Origin of the sequence: Mesorhizobium sp. B2-1-3A, from assembly GCF_006442655.1 — a bacterium.
In the GTDB taxonomy this organism is placed as follows: Bacteria; Pseudomonadota; Alphaproteobacteria; order Rhizobiales; family Rhizobiaceae; genus Mesorhizobium.
On record NZ_VFWK01000004.1, the window covers coordinates 504460 to 524712 of the forward strand.

The window sequence follows — 20253 nt, forward strand, 5'->3', positions numbered from 1 at the left end:
AAAGCGAGATCATGACAACGCCCGCGCATGTCGCGATCATCATGGATGGAAATGGACGCTGGGCCAAGTCGCGCGGCATGCCGAGGCTCGCCGGTCATCGCGCCGGCGTCGAGGCGCTGCGCAAGACGGTGCGCGCGGCACCGGATCTCGGTATCTCCTTCCTGACCGTCTACGCTTTCTCGTCGGAGAACTGGTCGCGGCCGAAGTCCGAAGTCAGCGACCTGATGGGACTGTTGAAGCTGTTCATCCGCCGCGATCTCGCCGAACTCCATCAGAGCGGTGTGCGGGTCAGGATCATCGGCGACAGGGCAGGGCTGCAGGCCGACATCAGAGGGCTGCTCGACGAGGCCGAATCGCTCACCGCCGGCAACGAAGCGCTGACGCTGGTCATCGCCTTCAACTATGGCGGACGCGACGAGATCGTGCGCACGGCGCGCAAGCTTGCTTCGGCCGTGGCGCGCGGCGAGATCGACAGCGAAGCGATCACCGCCGAAAGCTTTGCCGGCTGTCTCGACACGCAAGGCATTCCCGATCCGGAACTGGTCATACGCACCAGTGGCGAGCTTCGCCTGTCCAACTTCCTCTTGTGGCAGGCCGCCTATAGCGAGTTGGTGTTCCTGCCTTGCTATTGGCCTGATTTCAGCCGCGAGCACCTCGCCGAGGCCTTGCGCGAATTTGCCGGCCGTGAGCGCCGTTTCGGCGGATTGGGCCCGCAAGACGTCGCGTCGCGACCGGCCGCGGGATGAGCAACCTTCAGCTCCGCGTCATTTCAGCGGTCGTGCTTGCCGTCATCGCCCTTGGCCTGACCTGGCTTGGCGGCCTGCCTTTCCGGCTGCTTTGCGCAGCCATGGTGGCGATGATCTTTTACGAGTGGACACGCATGTCGCGGCCTGTCACTGCCCATGGGCTGGGCTTCCTGCCCGAAGCGCTGGCGGTCGTTTTCATCGGGGCCCTGATCGCCGGGCTTCCTGCGTTCTGGCTGCTGCTGCTTGCCGTGATTCTGATTGCCGTGACGGCGATTGCCGCCCTGGTTCGCCAGACCGGGCAGTGGGAGGCAAGCGGTCTTGCCTACGCCAGCGTGTCCGGCCTGTCGCTCGCCCTGCTGCGCGATGGCGACCATGCGGGCCTCGTCGCCATCCTGTTTTTGTTCGCGGTCGTCTGGGCGACCGACATTTTTGCCTATTTCGTCGGGCGCGCCGTCGGCGGTCCCAAACTTGCGCCGTCGATTTCGCCCGGCAAGACGCGCAGCGGCGCGCTTGGCGGCGCTGTCGGTGGTGTCGTTGCCGGGGTTATGCTGGCAGCCGCCGCCGGTGCCGGGAACCTGGCGCTGCTCGGCCTTGTGGCGCTGGTGCTTTCGATTGTAGCCCAAGCCGGTGACCTGTTCGAATCCTGGGTAAAGCGGCGGCACGGCCGCAAGGATTCGGGTGTGCTCATTCCGGGGCATGGCGGCGTGATGGACCGTGTCGACGGGCTTGTCGCGGCGGCTCTCGCCCTGTACGTCATCGGCTGGATTTCGGCGGGCGCCGATCATCCGGCACAGGGGCTGTTTCAGATTTGAATGATGCCGTTCCACGATCTCGCGCGGACGCGCCTTGGATTCGCCTGGATTGATGTCACAGTCACGGCGCAACTGCGGAAGAATTTGAGGACCTGAATTGAACGAGATTCTTCACGCGATTTTCAGCACGGAAGGTTTCTTTCTCGGCACGCTCGTGCCGTTTCTCTTCGTGCTGACCGTGGTGGTGTTCGTCCACGAAATGGGCCACTACCTCGTCGGCCGCTGGTGCGGCATCGGGGTCAAGGCCTTTTCGATCGGCTTCGGTCCCGAACTCATCGGTTTCAACGACAGGCATGGCACGCGCTGGAAGCTTTGCGCCATACCACTTGGCGGCTATGTCAAATTTGTCGGCGACATGAACGCCACCTCCAGCCAACCCACCTCGGATGAACTCGAGACGCTGACCGACGAGGAGCGCAAGGTCGCCTTTCATACCCAGGCGATCTGGAAGCGCGCGGCGACGGTCGCGGCCGGGCCTCTGTTCAATTTCCTGCTGACGATCGTCGTCTTTGCCGTCCTGTTTGCGGCCTATGGGCGTTATGTCGCGGAGCCCATGGTGGCGGAGGTTACGACGGACAGTCCCGCGGCGAAGGCCGGCATCCTGCCCGGGGACCGATTCGTCAGCGTCGACGGCAGCAAGGTCGAAACCTTCGGCGATGTGCAGCGGCTGGTCTCGGGCCGGGCCGGCGATACCATCACCTTCGTCATGCTGCGCGATGGCAAGGAAGTCACGGTCACCGCGACCCCGCAGTTGATGGAGCAGGAAGACGCGCTCGGCAACAAGGTCAAGGTCGCCGTGATCGGCGTCGTCAACAACAAGGAACTCGGCCAGCCCCGTCTCATCACCTACACGCCGGTCGGTGCCGTGGCGGCGGCCGTTGAGGAAACGGGCCACGTCATCGAGCGCACCGGCCAGTTCCTGCAGCGTTTCGCCGCGGGCCGCGAGGACAAGTGCCAATTGGGTGGTCCGGTCAAGATCGCCGACATGGCGGGCAAGGCTGCGAAGCTGGGTTTCGAGTGGCTGGTGCAGCTCGTCGCGCTGCTGTCTGTCGGGATAGGTATTCTCAACCTTTTGCCGATTCCCCCCCTCGACGGAGGCCATCTCTTGTTCTACGGGGTGGAGGCCGTCATTCGCCGACCGGTGTCGGAACGGATGATGGAAATGGCCTATCGGGCCGGTCTGCTCCTTGTCCTGTGCTTCATGGGTTTCGTGTTCTGGAATGATCTCTTTGGATGCTGAAATCATGAAGAAATTCGGCTTCGGCATGGCCGATGTTGAGACGCCGTTTACCATGCACGGGGATATGAGTGACGCGAAAGCCACGCACCAGGGTTAAGTAAATACAAATTAACCAGAAGCCTTGCGTGTAGGGAAAATCCGGTTAATACGGTAGGGGAAATTACCGCACGTCCGGTTTTCTCGCCGTGGGGACTACGAGAAAAGGTTATTAAGCCCGATGAAGGCAGCTTCCAAGTTTCTAAACGCCGCGTCAGCGGCGGCACTGTCCGCCGCTCTGGTCGTACCAGGTGCGCTCGCAGTGCAATTCGTTGCCACATCGACGGCCGAAGCCGCTGTCGTCAGCAGGGTGGAGGTGACCGGCAACCAGCGTGTCGACGCCGAGACCATCCGCAACTACATCACCATCAAGCCGGGCAAGGCCTTCTCCAGTTCCGACATCGACGCGGCCGTCAAGGCGCTGTTCGGCACCGGCCTGTTCTCGGATGTCCAGATCAACCAGGTCGGCTCGACGCTGGTGGTCAAGGTTGCCGAATACAAGGTCGTCAACCAGGTTCTGTTCCAGGGCAACAAGAAGATCAAGGACCCCGCGCTTCAGATGGCTATCCAGCTGAAGCCACGCGGCACGTTCTCACAGGCGACGCTCGATGCCGACGTCGAGCAGATCAAGGGCGCCTACAAGCATATCGGCCGCGACGACGCCGGCGTGACCGCGCAGGTCATGGACCTCGGCGACAACCGCGTGAATGTGGTCTTCCACATCACGGAAGGCGACCGCACGCAGATCGCGGCAATCAACTTCGTCGGCAACAGCGCCTATTCGAGCCGTCGCCTGTCGGACGTGATCAACACCAAGCGCTCGTCCTGGGTTTCGTTCATCCTGCGTGACGACGTCTATGACGAGGACAAGCTGCGCGCCGACCAGGAGCTGCTGCGCCGCTTCTATTACAATCACGGCTATGCCGATTTCCAGGTCGTTTCGGCCGTCGGCGAACTCGACAGCGCCACGAATAAGTACACGGTCACCATCACCGTCCAGGAAGGCGAGCGCTACAACTTCGGTGACATCAGCGTCGAAAGCACGATCCCGGAAGTCGACTCCAAGTCACTGGAATCTGTGGTCGAGACCCGCAAGGGCGACGTCTACAATGCCAAGAACGTCGAAGACTCCATCATCGCGCTGACCGAGAAGGTGGCCGGCTCCGGCTATGCCTTCGCGCAGGTGACGCCGCGCGGCGACCGCAACTTCGAGAACCATACGATTTCTGTGGTCTATACGGTCGACCAGGGCACCAAAGCCTATATCGAGCGCATCGAGATCCGAGGCAACGATCGCACGCGCGACTATGTCATTCGCCGCGAATTCGACGTCAGCGAAGGCGATGCGTTCAACCAGGTGCTCATCCAGCGTGCGAAGAAGCGCCTGGAAAACCTGAATTATTTTGACAAAGTCGACATCTCGACCGTGCCCGGCTCGCAGCCGGACCAGGTCGTGCTGGTGGTCGATGTGGTCGAGAAGTCGACAGGTGAATTCTCCATTGGCGCCGGCTATTCGACCGGTGGCGACGCGGCGGGTCCGTCCGTCGAAGGATCGATCACCGAGCGCAACTTCCTCGGCCGCGGCCAGTTCATCAAGCTGTCGGCGGGTGGCGGCAAGAATTCGCGCGACTACAGCATTTCGTTCACCGAGCCTTATTTCCTCGGGCGGCGCATCGCTGCCGGCTTCGACATCTACAAGTCGACGAGGCAGTACAACAACAACTACGACAGCGACACCACGGGTGCGACGGTTCGCTTCGGACTGCCGATCACCAACAACATCACCACCCAGCTGGCGTACAATATCTCTCAGGAGAAGTATAAGGTCGACGATAGTTGCGGTCCCACGAGTCCTGGAGATCCCGGCGGTACCTGTAACATCTCCCAGGCTGTCCTGGACGGCATCGAGCAGAGTCCGTGGATCAAGTCGTCGGTCAGCCTGGGGCTGGTCTACAACACCATCGACGACATGAAGAACCCGCATGAGGGTATCTATGCCAACACGACCGTCGAGGTCGCGGGACTTGGCGGCGATGCCAAGTTCGTGAAGATCACGGGACGCGGCAGCATCTATCAGACGCTGTCCGAGCAGCTCGATCTTGTCGGTCTCCTTTCGGGTGGCGCCGGTCACGTCGAGGGTTACGGCAGCGACGGCGATTTGCGCATCTTCGACCACTTCCAGAGCACCGACCGCATGATCCGCGGCTTTGCCTATGGGGGCATTGGCCCGGTTGCTTCCGGCTCCAGCGGTGACCATCTCGGTGGTACGACCTATTTCAATGCGTCGGCCGAGGCCCAGTTCCCGCTGCCGGTCATTCCTGAGAGCTTCGGCCTGCGCGGCGCTGTATTTGCCGATGCGGCGACGCTCTATGGCAGCAAGATTGCCGATCAGACCTTGGTCAACCAAGACTCTACCGGCATGAAATTGCGCGCTTCGGTCGGTCTCGGCCTGATGTGGGCTTCGCCGTTCGGTCCGATCCGTATCGACTATGCGATCCCGGTCAAGAAGGAAGCGAGCGACGACGTGCAGGAATTCAACTTCGGCATATCGACCCGCTTCTGATCGGCGGCCAACGATGCTCCCGGGTTTTTTGGATCCGGGAGAAATGTTCCGACCTAGCTGGATATAGCTTCTGGAATGACCGACCCGGTGTTCTTCGCGCCATCACGCCGGTATACGGCGGCCGAAGTCGCGAATCTGACCGGCTCGGTGCTTGTCGATTCCGGCCAATCCGACGTTTCGATCGAAGCGCTGGCACCAGCCAACGAAGGCGCTGCCAATGCGCTCGTCTTCGTCGACGGCAGACGCAATTCCGCGCTGATGCCCTCGCTGCGGGCGGCTGCGGTCCTGTGCCCCGCGGAATTCGCCAACAAGGCGCCGGCCGGGGTCGCTGTGCTGATACACCCGCGGCCGCAACAGGCATTCGCGCTCGTCGGCCGGCTGCTGTTCCCGACAGCCGCCACGCCGGGGCCAATGACAGGTGAAACCGGTATTTCATCGCATGCCCACATCGATCCGACCGCGCATATCGAAGCCGGCGCTATCATCGAGGCCGGCGTGGTCATCGGACCGGGCGTCTCGATCGGCAGCGGGACCGTCGTCGCACCCAACGCGGTCATTGGACAGTCCTGCCAGATCGGCCGTGACGGCTATGTCGGCCCGGGAGCCAGCATCCAGTATGCGCTGATCGGCAACCGGGTCATCATCCATGGCGGCGCCAGGATTGGCCAGGACGGCTTCGGCTTTGTCGGCGGCGCCAAGGGGCCGGAGCGGGTGCCGCAGATCGGGCGGGTCGTCATCCAGGACGATGTCGAGATCGGCTCCAATTCGACCGTCGATCGTGGCGCCATGTCCGATACGATCATCGGTCAGGGTACCAAGATCGACAATCTCGTCCAGATCGCCCATAACGTCCGCATCGGTCGCAATTGCATAGTGGCCGGGCTTTCAGGTATTTCCGGTTCCGTGGTCGTGGGTGACAATGTCACGATGGGCGGCGGCGTGGGACTTGCCGATCACCTGACCATCGGCACAGGAGCCAAGCTTGCCGCCAGAAGTGGATTTATGAGCAATGTCCCTGCCGGCGAGATCTGGGGCGGTTATCCGGCACAGCCGATGGCGGAAGCCATGCGGGAGATAGCCATGTTGCGCACGATGGCCAGGGCACGCAAGCAGGGCAAGGACAATGGCTGATATGGTGGCGGCGACGACGCTGGAAGCGGTCGACATATTGGGGCTGATGAAGCTTCTGCCGCACCGCTATCCCTTCCTGATGATCGACCGCATCGTCGACATCGATGGCGATGAATCTGCCATCGGCATCAAGAACGTCACCATCAACGAGCCGCATTTTCAAGGGCATTTCCCGGAGCAGCCTGTGATGCCGGGCGTGCTGATCGTAGAGGCCATGGCACAGACGGCGGGCGCCATTTGCATCCGAAGCCTTGGGGCCTCGAAGCCGTCGCTGGTCTATTTCCTGACCATCGACAACGCCAAATTCCGCAAACCGGTCGTTCCCGGCGACCAGTTGAAGATCCACGTCAAGAAAATCAAGAAGCGCGGCAACCTGCTCAAATTCGCCTGTGAAGCCCTGGTCGATGGCACCAAGGCGGCCGAGGCCGAGATTTCAGCCATGATGGTCACCGGCGACTGACGATCGAGTGCCTATGAAAATCAAGACTTCAATCCATCCTTCTTCCGTCGTGGAAGAGGGCGCTCAAATCGGCCAGGGCGTGCGCATAGGGCCGTTCTGCCATGTCAGCGCCGATGCCGTGATCGGTGATGGCGTCGAACTGGTCAGCCATGTCTCGGTGATGGGCGCGACCACTATCGGGGCGTCCACCAAGGTCTATCCGATGGCGATATTGGGCGCGCCGCCGCAGAACACCAAGCACAAGGGCGGCCGCACCACGCTGGTCATCGGCGCCAATTGCACCATCCGCGAAGGCGTCACCATGCATGTCGGCACGGATACCAGCCGCGGCGAGACGACGGTCGGCGACAACGGCAATTTCCTTGCCTATGCCCACATCGCCCATGATTGCGTGGTCGGCAAGAACGCCACCTTCGCCAATGGCGCGACGCTGGGCGGACACTGCGAGATTGGCGACAACGTCTATATTGGCGGCCTCAGCGCCGTTCATCAGTTTGTGCGTGTCGGCGATAACGCCTTTCTTGGCGGGTGCTCGGCTTTTGTCGGTGATGTCATTCCCTATGCCATTGCCGTCGGCAACCGCGCCAGCTTGCGCGGCTTGAACATCATCGGCCTCAAGCGCGCCGGTCTGCCGCGTTCCGAAATCTATCTGTTGCGCAAGGCTTACAGGACGATCTTCGACCGCTCCCGCACCGTCGGCGAGAACATCGAATTCGCCAAGGCCGAGTTCGCCTCTTCGCCGACCGCCATGAAGATCATCGATTTCATCACCAGTCGCGGCAAGCGGCACTATGCGGTGCCATCGCTCAAGGGCAGCGACGGCGACGATGCCGATGATGAAGACTGAGACGGCTTCTGCTGGTCTTGATCTCCCGCCTGATGCCAGGGTCGGCATCATCGCCGGCGGCGGCAGTCTTCCCGTTGAAGTCGCGGCCGGCTCGGCCGAGCAGGGGTATCCGCCCTTCGTCGTCCTCATGGACGGCGAAGCCGACCGACTGGTGGAATTGCGCCAGTATGACCATGAGACCCTGGCCCTGGAGGCGATCGGCTCGCTTGTTCCATTGCTCAAGCGCCACCGGATTACCCATCTTGTGCTTGCCGGCGAGATCAAACGCCGGCCAAGACTGACGCATCTGCGCCCAAGCCTCAGCCTGCTCGCCGTGATACCCCTTGTCGTGATGGCACTGGCGCGCGGCGATGATGGCCTATTGAAAGTGGTGGCGCGGGGCCTTGAGGCACGAGGAATAAAGGTCGTGGGTGCCCATGAAATCGTGCCGAACCTTGTGGCAGCCGAAGGGACCTTGACCAAGGTGGAGCCGCAGAAGCCCGACTGGCGCGACATCGAGGCGGGCTTTGCGGCGGCAAAGGCCATCGGAGCGCTGGATATCGGCCAGGCGGCGATCGCGGTGGGCGGCCGGACCATCGCGCTCGAGGGCATCGAAGGCACGGCCGGATTGCTCGACCGCGCCAGGCTGCTGCGTGGCCACGGCCGCATCGCCGGCAAGACACGCGGCGTCCTGGTCAAATGCGCCAAGCCCGGCCAGGAGCTGCGCGCTGATCTTCCGTCCATAGGACCGCAGACGATCGAAGCAGCCCACGCGGCCGGGCTTGCCGGCATTGCCGTCGAGGCGGGACGCTCGCTGATCCTCGAGGGTCCCGCAACCCTGTCGCGCGCCAACGAACTCGGTCTGTTCATCGTCGGCCTGGCCGCCGCGGAGCCGGCGCATGGCTGACAGGGTACTCAAGATCGCGATCGTCGCGGGTGAGGAATCAGGCGATCTGCTTGGAGCCGACATCGTGCGTTCTCTCCGCCAGATGACGGGCCGCGAGGTGCAACTCGTCGGCCTCGGCGGCCGGCATCTCGGCGAATTGGGCCTGGTGTCGCCCTTCGATGCCGGCGAGATCGCACTGATGGGTTTCAGTGCCGTCCTGCGTGATCTGCCGCGCCTCATCAGGCGGATCGGCCAACTGGCCAAAACCATTGCGGACGAGAAGCCGGACTGTCTGGTCACCATCGACAGCCCCGATTTTTCCTTGCGTGTCGCCAGGAAGGTGCGTGCGGCCAACCCGTCGATTCCCATCATCCACTATGTCTGTCCAAGCGTCTGGGCGTGGCGGCCGGGCAGGGCAGTGGCAATGAGGCCTTACGTCGACCATATCCTGTGCATCCTGCCGTTCGAGGTGAAGGAACTCGAGCGGCTGGGTGGCCCGCCCGGCACCTATGTCGGGCATCGCCTCACGCATGAGGCGGGCGTGCTCGCTGCCGCGAAGGCGCAGGAATTGCCGCGCGATCTTACCCAGGACCGCATCAAGACATTGCTCGTGCTGCCCGGCTCGCGGCGCGGCGAGGTGCGCCGGCTGATCGAACCATTCGGCGAGACGGTGTCGATGCTGCGCGCGCGCGGACATAGGCTGCGGCTGTTGCTGCCGACGGTTCCCCACGTCGCCGACCTCGTGAAATCCTCGGTCAACCGCTGGGATGAAAAGCCTGAGATCATCGTTGATCCCCAACGCAAATGGCAGGCTTTCGGCAAGGCCGATGCCGCGCTGATCGCATCGGGAACCGTATCGCTGGAGCTGGCGCTGTCGGGTGTGCCGATGGTCTCGTGCTACAGGCTCGATCCCATAGCACGCGCCGTTGCGCCCTATTTCGTATCCGTCTGGTCGGCGCTGCTGCCCAACCTGATTGCGGATCGTGCGCTTATTCCGGAGTTCTACAACGAGTACGTCAAGCCGAACAATCTGGCCCGGCAGATGGAGGCGCTGTTCGCCGACAGCGGCATGCGCGCCTGGCAGAAAGACGGCTTTGCCGAGATCGCGCGTCGCATGGCGACGGACAGGCCGTCGGGCGAGATCGCGGCGCAGGTGGTGATGGGGTACGTCAAGAGAGCGAGGTAGTGAGTAGTGAGTAGTGAGTAGTTAAGTGGACTATCACTATTCACTACTGACTACTCACTTCTTCCGATCACCGCTTGGCGATCGGCACGTAGTCACGCTCCGGCGCGCCGGTGTAGAGCTGACGCGGACGGCCGATCTTCTGGCGCGGATCCTCGATCATCTCCTTCCACTGCGCGATCCAGCCCACGGTGCGGGCGACCGCGAACAGCACGGTGAACATGGTGGTGGGGAAGCCCAGCGCCTTCAGCGTGATGCCGGAATAGAAGTCGACATTCGGATAGAGCTTCTTCTCGATGAAATAGGGATCAGTCAGCGCGATCTTCTCCAACTCCATCGCGATGTCGAGCAGCGGATCGTCCTTGATGCCGAGTTCGCCCAAGACTTCGTGCGCCGTCTTCTGCATGATTTTCGCACGAGGATCGTAGTTCTTGTAGACGCGGTGGCCAAAGCCCATCAGCCGGAACGGATCGTTTTTGTCCTTGGCGCGGGCGATGAACTCCGGGATGTGATCGACATGGCCGATCTCGCCCAACATGTTGAGCGCCGCTTCATTGGCGCCGCCATGGGCCGGGCCCCACAGGCAAGCGATGCCGGCGGCGATGCAGGCGAACGGGTTGGCGCCAGAAGAGCCGGCGAGGCGAACCGTCGAGGTCGAGGCATTCTGCTCGTGATCGGCGTGCAGGATGAAGATGCGCTCCATGGCGCGCGCCAGCACCGGGTTGATCTTGTACTCCTCGCACGGCACGGCAAAGCACATATGCAGGAAGTTTGCCGCGAAACCGAGATCGTTCTTCGGGTAAATGAAGGGCTGGCCGATGTGGTATTTGTAGGCCATGGCCGCGATCGTCGGCATCTTGGCGATCAGCCGCATGGAAGCGACCATGCGCTGGTACGGGTCGGAGATGTCGGTGGAGTCGTGATAGAAGGCCGACAGCGCGCCGACCACGCCGCACATGACCGCCATCGGGTGCGCATCGCGGCGGAAGCCGGTGAAGAAGCGCGACATCTGCTCATGCACCATGGTGTGGCGCGTTACGCGGTAATCGAAATCGTCCTTCTGCGCCTTGGTCGGCAGTTCGCCGTAGAGCAGGAGATAGCAGACTTCGAGGAAGTCGCCGTGTTCAGCCAACTGGTCGATCGGATAGCCGCGATGCAAGAGGATGCCGGCATCGCCGTCGATGAAGGTTATCTCGGACTCGCAGCTTGCGGTCGAGGTGAAACCGGGGTCGTAGGTGAACGCGCCGGTGGTGCTGTAGAGCGAGGCGATGTCGATGACGTCAGGCCCGACGGAGCCGCTTCGCACCTTGAATTCATGAGTCTTGCCGGCGAATTCAAGCGTTGCCGTAGCTTCTTGGTTCTTGCCGCCCACATCCAGTTTCTTCGCAGCTTCGGTCATTGCAAACTCCTTCTTGTTTCCTCATGCCGGCAAAGGCAAATTTCTGCAGAGCGACACGTCGAAATCACCGCAATGCGCGTATTCGCCACCGCATTTTAGGAGGTGCGTGCCAGATTGGGCCAAGGCCTAATGTTGCACTGCGAAACGCGCCTTTCAATGCCAATCTTCTTGGGCCAGTTTGCTCCTAATCGATTTGATCCGCTATGCGCGCCAGGCTCTCCTCGCGTCCAAGCACGGCAAGCACGTCGAACACACCCGGCGAGGTACTTTTGCCAGTCAGCGCGGCCCGCAGGGGCTGGGCCACGGCGCCAAGCTTATGGCCACCGGCCAGCGCATAATCGCGGATCGCTGCCTCCGCCGCGGCAGCCGTCCAGTCGTCCGAAACCGCGTTCAAAGCTTCGTGAGCGCCGCGCAGGATCTTGCGCGCATCGTCATTGAGCAAGAGCGCCGCCTTGTCGTCGATCGGCAGCGGGCGCGTGGCGAACAGGAAGGCCGCGCCATCGACAAGCTCGACCAGCGTCTTGGCGCGCTCCTTCAGCCCCGGAAGGGCTGCCAGCAGCTGCGCCTTGTTCGTGTCGTCAAGGCGCGCGGCCATCGCCGGGCCGCCCTCGAGATAGGGCAGCGTGGCGATGAAGATGTCGAACAGTTCGGCATCGGCCATGCGGCGCATATGCGCGCCATTGATCGCTTCGAGCTTGGCGAAATCGAAGCGGGCCGCGCCCTTGTTGACGTCGCCGATATCGAACCAGGAGATCATGTCCTTGATCGACATGATCTCGTCGTCGCCGTGGCTCCAACCCAGGCGCGCCAGGTAGTTGAGCAGCGCCTCCGGCAGGTAGCCCATGGCGCGATAAGCCTCGACGCCGAGCGCGCCGTGACGCTTCGAGAGCTTGGCTCCGTCGGCGCCATGGATCAGCGGGATATGCGACATCGATGGCACGTCCCAACCCATGGCATTGTAGATCACAGTCTGGCGGGCGGCATTGGTCAGGTGGTCGTCGCCACGGATGATGTGCGTGACGCCCATGTCGTGGTCGTCGACGACGACGGCATGCATGTAGGTCGGGTTGCCGTCCGAACGCAGGATGATGAAGTCGTCGAGATCCTTGTTGGGGAAGCGCACCTCGCCCTGGACGCGGTCGTGGACGACCGTCTCGCCCTCGGTCGGCGCCTTGATGCGGATGGCGCCCTTGACGCCGGCTGGCGCCTCGGACGGATCGCGATCGCGCCACTGGCCATTGTAGCGTGGCGGCAGACCCTTGGCGCGAGCCGCTTCGCGCATTGCCTCCAGTTCGGCAGGCGTCTCGTAGCTGTAATAAGCCTTGCCCAGGCGCACGAGCTCCTCCGCGACTTCGCGGTGGCGCGGGGCGCGATCGAATTGCGAAACCGCATCGCCGTCCCAGCCAAGACCGAGCCAGGTGAGTCCGTCCAGGATGGCGGCCGTTGCCGCATCGGTGGAACGCTCGCGATCGGTGTCCTCGATGCGCAACAGCATCGTGCCGGCGGTATGTTTGGCATAGAGCCAGTTGAACAGCGCCGTGCGCGCGCCTCCGATATGCAGGTAACCGGTGGGCGAGGGGGCAAAACGGGTGACGACCTTGTCGGACATGAAACTCTCGGAAACCATCTGAAGCGGGGCGCGGCGGCGCGGACTTTCGCGCGTTGCGCGTTCATGTAGCATAGGGCGTCAGGGGTGCAAGGGGCAGACCCGATGGCTGGACGTGGCCGGGGCTCGGATCAGGGCGAGGACGCTGTTGTTGGCGTCAGCGAGCGGTCCCTGTTTGCGATCCCGCCGCCGGCCTCGCTGCCGCCATCACCTCTCGTTCCTGGCTCCGGCAGCCGACCTTTGCCAGCGGGTGCCCCAGCACCAATTCCGCCCGCCACTGGCAGGATTGCGCGTATCGGGCGGCAAATCGGCCAGGCTTCCTTGCCTCGCCTGCGCCACAGTGTGACGACAGCAGCGGAACTGGAACTTGACCGAGGCGTCGCCTTCCTGCTGGTGCCGGTCTGCCTGGCCGCTGGTGCGATCGGCTATTATTCGCTGGCGGCGGAGCCTGATTTTGCAAAGCCTGTCGCGATCGTCGCACTGATGGCGATCTGTGCGCTTGTCTCGCGCTCCTGGCCGAAAACCCATCTGGCTTTCATGGCGGCATTGTTGTGCGCGCTGGGCCTGCTTGCCGCCAAGGTCGAGACCTGGCGGGCGGACACCCGGATGCTGGGTTCGGAAATCTCGACGCAAGTGACCGGCCGCGTCGTCTCGCTCGACCGCATGGAGACCGGTCGCATCCGATTGACCATAGACGTGACGTCGACGGCGCGGCCAAAACTGCGTTACGCGCCGGAAAGGGTCCGGCTCTCGGCGCGCAAGATACCTGACGACATGACCGCCGGCTCGCTGATATCGGGCTATGCCAAACTGCTGCCGCCGACCGGCCCGGTGCGGCCGGACAGCTACGATTTTTCCTTCGACAGCTACTTTGCCGGCATCGGCGGCAGCGGCTTCTTTCTCGGCAATCCAAGAATCGTCTCCGCCGACGACGATGAGATGCCGCTGTCGGCCCGCCTGTTTTCAGGGATAGAAAATGCTCGCGAAGCCATCGCCGACCATATCAGGAGCGTTGTTGGCGGTGCCGAAGGTGAGATCGCGGCAGCGCTGATCGTTGGCGTGCGCGCCGGCATTCCCAATGAAATCAACGAAGCGATGCGGCGCACCGGCATCTATCACATCATCTCCATTTCGGGACTGCATATGGCGCTGGTCGCCGGCACCATCATGGGTCTGCTGCGCGGTGCCTTCGCGCTGTTCCCGGATTTCTCCGCGTGCCGGCCGGTGAAGAAATATGCGGCCGCCGCGGCACTGTTCTCGATCGCCGCCTACCTCATCATCTCAGGCGTCGTCGTTGCAGCCGAGCGCAGTTTCATCATGCTGGCGGTGATGCTGATTGCCGTATTGTTCGATCGCGCGGCGCTGACCATGCGCAACCTGGCGATCTCGGCGATCGCCGTCATCGTGGTGTCGCCGCATGAGGTGGTCGGCCCGAGTTTCCAGATGTCGTTCGCCGCAACGGCCGCGCTGGTCGGCGCCTATGCCGGCTGGGCGGATCACCGTGCGGGAAAGGCAAGACCGCCACCGCCAAAGCGGTCCCTGCCGGGGTTCCTGACGCGAAGATTCCTGCTGGCGACGGGCGGGTTGGCGATGACCTCCATCATTGCCGGCTGCGCCACGGCGCTATTTGCCATCTGGCATTTCCAGCGTGTGTCACCGCTCAGCCTGTTCGCCAATCTCGCCGTCATGCCTATCGTGTCACTGATTGTCATGCCTTTCGCTGTTCTCAGTTCTCTTGCGATGCCCTTTGGTGCCGATAGTCCCTTTCTCTACGTGATGGGCAAGGGCCTGACCGTGATGATCGCCATATCGGCGTGGATATCGGAACGCTCCCCCGTCGATGCGATCGGGCTGATTTCACAACACTCCGTGCTGCTGGTGACGATTGCCCTGGTCATCGCGACGATGGCGACGACATGGCTGCGGCTCGCGGCAGTGCCATTCGCGCTCGCCGGCCTGTTGACTGTGTCTGATACGCGCGTGCCGGATGTGCTGATCTCCGAAGATGCGCGGCTGGTCGCGGTGCCGATCGGCGGTGGCGAACTCGCGGTCAGCCGAGCTCGTCCGAACGAATTCACCGTCGACAATTGGAAACGCGCGCTGGTGTCCGAAACCATTGTCACACCGGAGATGTTCAACAAGGCGGACGGGCAATTCGACATTGCCGATGCCGTCAATCTGCCGCCAGGGGCGCCGTTCTACTGCACGGAAGGCATCTGTCTCGCCCGGCATCCGTCTGGCGCGATCATCGCGCATGTCGAAGACCGCAAGGCTACCTGGAAGGCCTGCGGCTTCGCCGACCTGATCGTTGTCAATGACGCGACGGGCTACGATGCCTGCCACAACCCGCTGGTCCTCGTCATCACCAAGCGGCAACTTGCACGCAAGGGCAGTGCCGCCGTCTTCTTCGACCGCCAATCGGCGACCGGTCCGCCAACCGTCAGCTTCGCCGTGGACGGGCCGTATCGGCCCTGGCACGAGCAACGAAAGTTTTCGCGTGAGGCGAGGGGGCTGCCGCCCTATCAAAAAGCCGAAATGCCGGCTGCTCCTGCTCAGTAGCGCCTGATCAGCCCGACCAGCTTGCCTTGCACCTTGACCCTGTCCGGCCCGAAAATGCGCGTCTCGTAGGCCGGGTTGGCGGCTTCAAGGGCAATCGAGGCGCCCTTGCGGCGGAACCGTTTCAAGGTCGCTTCCTCCTCGTCGACCAGCGCCACGACGATCTCGCCCGGGCTCGCCGTATCGGCGTTGCGGATAATGACCGTGTCGCCATCGAAGATGCCGGCCTCGATCATCGAGTCGCCCTTGACCTCCAGCGCATAGTGCTCGCCACCCATGATCATGTCCGGCGGCACCGAGATCGAATGCGTCTGATGCTGGATCGCATCGATCGGCACACCGGCGGCGATACGGCCCATCACCGGGATCGACACGGCGGAGACCGCGTCGTCGTCATTGCCGGCAGAGGGCAAGCGCGACGGCGCCGGCTTGATCTGGCGGCCGAGGCCACCCTGACCGAGACTGCCCTGAATGACACTCGGCGAGAATTTCTTTGCGGCGTTGAGGCCGGGCGCGATCGAATCCGGTAGCCGCAGCACTTCCAATGCCCGCGCCCGGTTGGGCAGCCGCCTGATAAAGCCGCGTTCCTCCAGTGCCGTGATCAGGCGATGGATCCCTGACTTGGAGGCGAGATCGAGCGCTTCCTTCATCTCGTCAAAGGAGGGCGGGATACCGCTTTCCTTTAGCCGTTCATGGATGAACATCAGAAGTTCATGTTGCTTGCGCGTCAGCATGGCGCCCCCCAGGCATTGAACGAAGGGTGTGAATCGGAATCGAAAAACAAACCCAGAACAAACACTATCTGTTCCAGTTGTGTTCCGCAACTGTTTAAAGTTTAGTGAATTTGTTAAGGCATCTGAAATTATCCGCTGCCGGCGGTGGGCAGCAATCGACCACCTCCGCGCCAAGGCGAGCATTGAAATCATTTTGGTTAATGGCCTGTGGTCCACCCTCTTGTCCCGCTTGGCATCAGCGTTTGAAGCGCGTTCACAGGGCGGATTGCATGGGCCAATCGATCCATTTCGACCGGAACGAAACGAAATCAAAACGCCAACAATCGCTGGCTATCCGGGGATAGAACGCGTTCAGGCTTCCGGCATCGCTCCGCCCAGAATCTGCGCATAGGCGCCGGCATCGATATTGCCGCCGGAGATAACGCAGACGACGTTGCCGGTTGCCCGCTCGCTGCGGAGAGCGGCGGCGAGCGAGGCGGCACCCGCGCCTTCGGCCACGATCTTTGCCTTCGAGAACAACAGGCGCATCGCTTCCGTGACCTGGTCGAGACTGACGGCAATGGCGCCGTCGATAGACTGGCTTGCCAATGGCCATAGGCCGGGCACCAGCGATGGGCCGCCTATGCTCTTGATGAAGGAGGGGCGCGTCTCGATCTCGACAATGCGTCCGGCCGCCAACGCCGCCGTGACCGGAGCCGCATTCTCATCCTCGACGGCGAAGACCTTGGCCTGGCTCCGCATCGCCTTGACCGCACTGGCGACACCGGTTGTCATGCTCCCTCCGCCATAAGGTGTCAGGACGCAATCGACCTCGGGCAGATCTTCGGCGATCTCGAGGCCAATGGTCGCGTTGCCGGCAAGCACCGCCTGGTCGGTGACCGGGTTCACCAGGAATTCCGCGCCCTCCGGCCGCTCCGTTCCGATGATGTAGCGCCACCATGTCTCGTGCGAGACGAAGCGCACGTCGCCACCAAGGCCGCGGACCCCGTCGATCTTGGTCTGGGGTGCATCGGCATACATGTAGGCGGCCATCGGAACGCCAAGCGCCCGTGCCGCCCAGGCCATTCCGTAGGCCATGTTGCCGGAACTGATGGTCGCAACGCCATGCCTGAGTTCATCGGCATCGCGGCAGAGCAAGGCATTGAGCGCCGGCCTGATCTTGAAGGCGCCAATGGGCGACAATGTCTCGAGCTTGAGGAATATCCGCTGATCGGCACGACCGAGATCGAGGCGCAGCAGCGGCGTGCGCGGCAACCAGGCGGCCAGCCTGTCACGGGCCGCGACCATCTCATAGAGAGCCGGACGTCGCGGAAGCGCTGAAGTCATCCCGAAATTGCCTTCAGGCTGCCGGCGCGTGCGGTGTAGTTGTTCGCGCCGCCGTCCTCGCTGTGAACGTAGACATGCAGCGTGTAGCCGATATGCGCCGTCATCAGCGCCTTTGCCCGCTCGACATCGCGATCGAGGGCCGCTTCCATGATCGCGGTGTGATGCTCGATCGCGATCGCCTCGCGCAGGGCGTCCATTGCCTCGCCATAGCCATCCTTGAGGCCGGCGGCCGCCCGCAATGTCGGCGCCAGGCCGAGAAAACGATGATGCCGCCGCAACTGATCGGCGATTGTCGAACGGAAGCGCAACAGCCAGTTGGACGTCGCAGCACTCAGCAGTGCCGCGTGAAAGGCCTCGTGGCTCTCGTCCCATTGGTCGACGGCCGCATCCGAGGGGTCGTCGACCGCGGTCTTGCAGCGGGAGAGCCGGTAGTGGGCGGTGACAACCGCGTCCTCCCATTCCCTGCCGCCTTTCTCGATCGATTCCAGGAACAGCGGCATCTCCACAACCATCCTTGCGCGAGCCAGGTCCTCGAGCTCGGCCCGCGACACCGGAGCCACGGCAAAGCCGCGATTGCTGATGGCGGTAACCAGGCGCTCGGCTTCAAGTCGAGACAAGGCTTCACGCAGCGGTGTCCAGCCGACGCCGTATAGACCGCGCAGCGCGCTCAGTTTGAGCGGTGCGCCCGGCATGAGGCGTGTGGTCAGGATATCGCGCCGCAGCAGCTGATAGGCCGCCTCGGTTTTCGTGGAGTTGTTCTGATCCTGCATCGCGATCCGTCCATCGTCGGCATGCGAAAATTATATATGATGGCGGCCCATGGCAAGAATTATATATAATGTTTGACAGGTGGCGACGGACTGACCATGATCGCCACAGTTGCCGTCCCGATAAGCGGCGCTGATCAAATCTGGGAGGAAATGATGTTGAAGTCGAAATCCGCTTGGCTGTCGGGATTGGCCCTGGCAGGCGCGTTGATGGTCAGCGCGGGGAGTGCCGCCGCCGACCAGATTCGCATCGGCATCGCCAATTTCGGCGAGCATCCGCAGCTCAACGCCGCCATAGCCGGCTTCAAGAAGGCGCTGACGGACAATGGCTTTGTCGAGGGCAAGGATGTCGTCTACACGGAGAGCCATACCAATTTCGATGCATCGCTGGTGCCGCAGATGATCGCCAAGCTGCAGGCGGAGCAGCCCAAGCTGATCTACACCATCACCACGCCGGTCTCGCAGATCGCCAAGAAGGCGCTTGCCGGTTCCGGCATTCCGATCGTCTTTGCCGCCGTCACCGATCCGGTCGCGGCCAAGCTGGTGCCGTCGTGGGACGCCGGAGACGAAGGCATGACCGGCGCCAGCGATCTGCAGGACGTCGCCGCTGTCATGGCCTTCACCAAGAAGCTGCTGCCGAACGCCAAGCGCTTCGGCGTGCCTTACAATCCAGGCGAGGCCAATGACGTTGCCTTGGTCGAGAAGATCAAGGCGGCCGCACCGGCGGCCGGTTTCGAAGTCATCGAAGTCGGCGTCGACAACGTCAATGACATCCAGCAGCGCATCGCCGCGCTCGCCGGCAAGGCAGACGTGATCTACGGCCCGGCTTCGAACCTGATCCAGCCGGCGATCGCCGCTGTCTCCGCGGCGGCTCGCCAGGCCGGAATCCCGATCGTCAACTCCGATGACAGCGCGGTCCGCAACGGCACGGTGCCGGCAAGCTTCGCGGTCAATTACACGCAGGTCGGCGTCAACGCCGGCAACATCGCCGCCGAAATCCTCAAGGGCAAGGATCCCAAGACGATCGCGCCGTCGCGCCCGGCCTACAAGGATCACATGGCAACGATTTCCCGCAAGGCGATGGCCGCGTTCGGCATCGAGATACCGGCGTCGATGGCTGATTGCGGCTGCATCGTCGACTGACATCGGCACTGAAGGATGACGGCGTCGGCGCCGTCATCCTGAGGTCAGGGAGGAACGATGCTCGAGATCCGATCCGCGCGCAAAGTATTCTACAAGGGCCAGGCCGACGAGAAGATCGCGCTGGACGGTCTCAGCCTGTCGCTGGCCACGGGCGAGTTCGGCATCGTTATCGGCTCCAACGGAGCCGGCAAGAGCAGCATGCTCAATGCCATTTCCGGAGCTCTTGTCCTGGATTCCGGCAAAATCCTGATCAATGGCGCCGATGTGACAGCCATGCCGGTGTACAAACGGGCGACAAGACTGGCGCGCGTCTTCCAGGATCCGATGCGCGGCACAGCCGCCAGCATGACGGTGGCGGAGAACATGCTGCTGGCCGACCTGCGCAGCCAAAAACGCACGCTGCGGCAAGGGCTGAACGCCACGCGGCTAGCGTCCTACAAGGAGCGCCTGTCGATATTGGGCCTCGGTCTTGAAAATCGCCTCGATACCCGTGTCGACCTGCTCTCGGGGGGGCAGCGTCAGTCGCTGTCGCTGATCATGGCCGTCGGCGGATCGCCGGATTTGCTGCTGCTCGACGAGCATACGGCCGCGCTCGACCCGCGCACGGCAGAGATCGTCATGCAAGCGACGGTGCGCGCCGTCAACGCGCTGAAGCTGACCACCCTGATGGTGACCCACAACATGCAACACGCTGTCGACTATGGCAGCCGGGTGATCATGCTCGATGCGGGCCGGGTCCTGCTTGAGGTCACTGGCGAGGAGAAGGCGAGGGTCACGGTCATCGACCTGATCGGCCATTTTTCGGTCAAGACCGACCGCATGTTGCTGGCGAGCTGATC

At 62.7% G+C, this 20253-nt stretch carries 17 protein-coding genes; 12 read left to right on the top strand and 5 right to left on the bottom strand.

Translation table 11 applies throughout. The features are described 5' to 3' along the window. The first annotated feature begins 11 nt into the window (after nucleotides 1–11). The 9 genes from FJ977_RS18155 (at nucleotide 12) to lpxB (ending at nucleotide 9886) form a co-directional block, all read left to right on the top strand. Complete coding sequence (locus FJ977_RS18155; protein ID WP_140773545.1) at nucleotides 12–746, top strand: isoprenyl transferase; 735 nt, start codon at nucleotides 12–14, stop codon at nucleotides 744–746. Then, complete coding sequence (locus FJ977_RS18160) at nucleotides 743–1558, top strand: phosphatidate cytidylyltransferase (protein ID WP_140773547.1); 816 nt, start codon at nucleotides 743–745, stop codon at nucleotides 1556–1558. The genes FJ977_RS18155 and FJ977_RS18160 overlap by 4 nt, the downstream gene beginning before the upstream one ends. A gap of 97 nt (nucleotides 1559–1655) precedes the next feature. Beyond that, nucleotides 1656–2798 carry an RIP metalloprotease RseP gene (gene rseP, locus FJ977_RS18165; protein ID WP_140773548.1) on the top strand — a complete coding sequence of 381 codons (1143 nt, stop codon included), beginning with the start codon at nucleotides 1656–1658 and terminating at the stop codon, nucleotides 2796–2798. Nucleotides 2799–3015: 217 nt separating this feature from the next. Further along, entirely contained in the window at nucleotides 3016–5397 is a 2382-nt protein-coding gene (bamA, locus tag FJ977_RS18170; RefSeq protein ID WP_140773550.1) for an outer membrane protein assembly factor BamA, read from the top strand. 75 nt (nucleotides 5398–5472) lie between these two features. Beyond that, on the top strand, nucleotides 5473–6528 hold the full coding sequence (lpxD, locus tag FJ977_RS18175; RefSeq protein WP_140773552.1) for a UDP-3-O-(3-hydroxymyristoyl)glucosamine N-acyltransferase: 1056 nt from the start codon (nucleotides 5473–5475) through the stop codon (nucleotides 6526–6528). Next, nucleotides 6521–6988 (top strand): 3-hydroxyacyl-ACP dehydratase FabZ, encoded by a 468-nt coding sequence (fabZ, locus tag FJ977_RS18180; RefSeq protein ID WP_140773554.1) that lies wholly within the window; start codon nucleotides 6521–6523, stop codon nucleotides 6986–6988. Before lpxD ends, fabZ begins: the two co-directional genes overlap by 8 nt. A 13-nt stretch (nucleotides 6989–7001) precedes the next feature. Continuing rightward, nucleotides 7002–7835 (top strand): acyl-ACP--UDP-N-acetylglucosamine O-acyltransferase, encoded by an 834-nt coding sequence (gene lpxA / locus FJ977_RS18185; RefSeq protein WP_140773556.1) that lies wholly within the window; start codon nucleotides 7002–7004, stop codon nucleotides 7833–7835. Then, nucleotides 7822–8721, top strand: a complete 900-nt coding sequence (locus tag FJ977_RS18190) for an LpxI family protein (protein ID WP_181179922.1) — start codon at nucleotides 7822–7824, stop codon at nucleotides 8719–8721. Before lpxA ends, FJ977_RS18190 begins: the two co-directional genes overlap by 14 nt. Next, nucleotides 8714–9886: a lipid-A-disaccharide synthase gene (gene lpxB, locus FJ977_RS18195; RefSeq protein WP_140773560.1), complete on the top strand. Its 1173-nt coding sequence runs from the start codon at nucleotides 8714–8716 to the stop codon at nucleotides 9884–9886. The genes FJ977_RS18190 and lpxB overlap by 8 nt, the downstream gene beginning before the upstream one ends. Nucleotides 9887–9953: 67 nt before the next feature. Here lpxB and gltA read toward each other — a convergent pair whose 3' ends face one another. Both gltA and gltX read right to left on the bottom strand, forming a co-directional pair. Next, nucleotides 9954–11282, bottom strand: a complete 1329-nt coding sequence (gene gltA / locus FJ977_RS18200) for a citrate synthase (protein ID WP_056577025.1) — start codon at nucleotides 11280–11282, stop codon at nucleotides 9954–9956. 184 nt (nucleotides 11283–11466) lie between these two features. Further along, nucleotides 11467–12891 carry a glutamate--tRNA ligase gene (gene gltX, locus FJ977_RS18205; RefSeq protein ID WP_140773561.1) on the bottom strand — a complete coding sequence of 475 codons (1425 nt, stop codon included), beginning with the start codon at nucleotides 12889–12891 and terminating at the stop codon, nucleotides 11467–11469. 102 nt (nucleotides 12892–12993) lie between these two features. Between gltX and FJ977_RS18210 the strand changes: the two genes are divergently transcribed. After that, nucleotides 12994–15447 carry a ComEC/Rec2 family competence protein gene (locus FJ977_RS18210; protein ID WP_140773563.1) on the top strand — a complete coding sequence of 818 codons (2454 nt, stop codon included), beginning with the start codon at nucleotides 12994–12996 and terminating at the stop codon, nucleotides 15445–15447. Here FJ977_RS18210 and lexA read toward each other — a convergent pair. The 3 genes from lexA to FJ977_RS18225 form a co-directional block, all read right to left on the bottom strand. Then, the gene (lexA, locus tag FJ977_RS18215) at nucleotides 15441–16178 is read right to left on the bottom strand and encodes a transcriptional repressor LexA (protein ID WP_096446241.1); all 738 of its coding nucleotides are present in this window, start codon (nucleotides 16176–16178) and stop codon (nucleotides 15441–15443) included. The genes FJ977_RS18210 and lexA overlap by 7 nt on opposite strands. 351 nt (nucleotides 16179–16529) lie before the next feature. Next, on the bottom strand, nucleotides 16530–17504 hold the full coding sequence (locus FJ977_RS18220) for a pyridoxal-phosphate dependent enzyme (protein ID WP_140773565.1): 975 nt from the start codon (nucleotides 17502–17504) through the stop codon (nucleotides 16530–16532). Further along, complete coding sequence (locus tag FJ977_RS18225) at nucleotides 17501–18274, bottom strand: GntR family transcriptional regulator (protein ID WP_140773567.1); 774 nt, start codon at nucleotides 18272–18274, stop codon at nucleotides 17501–17503. The genes FJ977_RS18220 and FJ977_RS18225 overlap by 4 nt, the downstream gene beginning before the upstream one ends. 153 nt (nucleotides 18275–18427) lie before the next feature. Between FJ977_RS18225 and FJ977_RS18230 the strand changes: the two genes are divergently transcribed. Further along, nucleotides 18428–19414: an ABC transporter substrate-binding protein gene (locus FJ977_RS18230; protein WP_140773569.1), complete on the top strand. Its 987-nt coding sequence runs from the start codon at nucleotides 18428–18430 to the stop codon at nucleotides 19412–19414. Nucleotides 19415–19471: 57 nt separating this feature from the next. After that, nucleotides 19472–20251 (top strand): ABC transporter ATP-binding protein, encoded by a 780-nt coding sequence (locus FJ977_RS18235; RefSeq protein WP_140773571.1) that lies wholly within the window; start codon nucleotides 19472–19474, stop codon nucleotides 20249–20251. The last annotated feature ends 2 nt before the right edge of the window (nucleotides 20252–20253 follow it).

What these genes read in the sequence shown, in the direction of transcription:
- FJ977_RS18155 (WP_140773545.1), top strand. Translation starts at nt 12, where the DNA reads ATGACAACGCCCGCGCATGTCGCGATCATCATGGATGGAAATGGACGC.
- FJ977_RS18160 (WP_140773547.1), top strand. Translation starts at nt 743, where the DNA reads ATGAGCAACCTTCAGCTCCGCGTCATTTCAGCGGTCGTGCTTGCCGTC.
- bamA (WP_140773550.1), top strand. Translation starts at nt 3,016, where the DNA reads ATGAAGGCAGCTTCCAAGTTTCTAAACGCCGCGTCAGCGGCGGCACTG.
- lpxD (WP_140773552.1), top strand. Translation starts at nt 5,473, where the DNA reads ATGACCGACCCGGTGTTCTTCGCGCCATCACGCCGGTATACGGCGGCC.
- fabZ (WP_140773554.1), top strand. Translation starts at nt 6,521, where the DNA reads ATGGCTGATATGGTGGCGGCGACGACGCTGGAAGCGGTCGACATATTG.
- lpxA (WP_140773556.1), top strand. Translation starts at nt 7,002, where the DNA reads ATGAAAATCAAGACTTCAATCCATCCTTCTTCCGTCGTGGAAGAGGGC.
- FJ977_RS18190 (WP_181179922.1), top strand. Translation starts at nt 7,822, where the DNA reads ATGATGAAGACTGAGACGGCTTCTGCTGGTCTTGATCTCCCGCCTGAT.
- lpxB (WP_140773560.1), top strand. Translation starts at nt 8,714, where the DNA reads ATGGCTGACAGGGTACTCAAGATCGCGATCGTCGCGGGTGAGGAATCA.
- gltA (WP_056577025.1), bottom strand. Translation starts at nt 11,282, where the DNA reads ATGACCGAAGCTGCGAAGAAACTGGATGTGGGCGGCAAGAACCAAGAA.
- gltX (WP_140773561.1), bottom strand. Translation starts at nt 12,891, where the DNA reads ATGTCCGACAAGGTCGTCACCCGTTTTGCCCCCTCGCCCACCGGTTAC.
- FJ977_RS18210 (WP_140773563.1), top strand. Translation starts at nt 12,994, where the DNA reads ATGGCTGGACGTGGCCGGGGCTCGGATCAGGGCGAGGACGCTGTTGTT.
- lexA (WP_096446241.1), bottom strand. Translation starts at nt 16,178, where the DNA reads ATGCTGACGCGCAAGCAACATGAACTTCTGATGTTCATCCATGAACGG.
- FJ977_RS18220 (WP_140773565.1), bottom strand. Translation starts at nt 17,504, where the DNA reads ATGACTTCAGCGCTTCCGCGACGTCCGGCTCTCTATGAGATGGTCGCG.
- FJ977_RS18225 (WP_140773567.1), bottom strand. Translation starts at nt 18,274, where the DNA reads ATGCAGGATCAGAACAACTCCACGAAAACCGAGGCGGCCTATCAGCTG.
- FJ977_RS18230 (WP_140773569.1), top strand. Translation starts at nt 18,428, where the DNA reads ATGTTGAAGTCGAAATCCGCTTGGCTGTCGGGATTGGCCCTGGCAGGC.
- FJ977_RS18235 (WP_140773571.1), top strand. Translation starts at nt 19,472, where the DNA reads ATGCTCGAGATCCGATCCGCGCGCAAAGTATTCTACAAGGGCCAGGCC.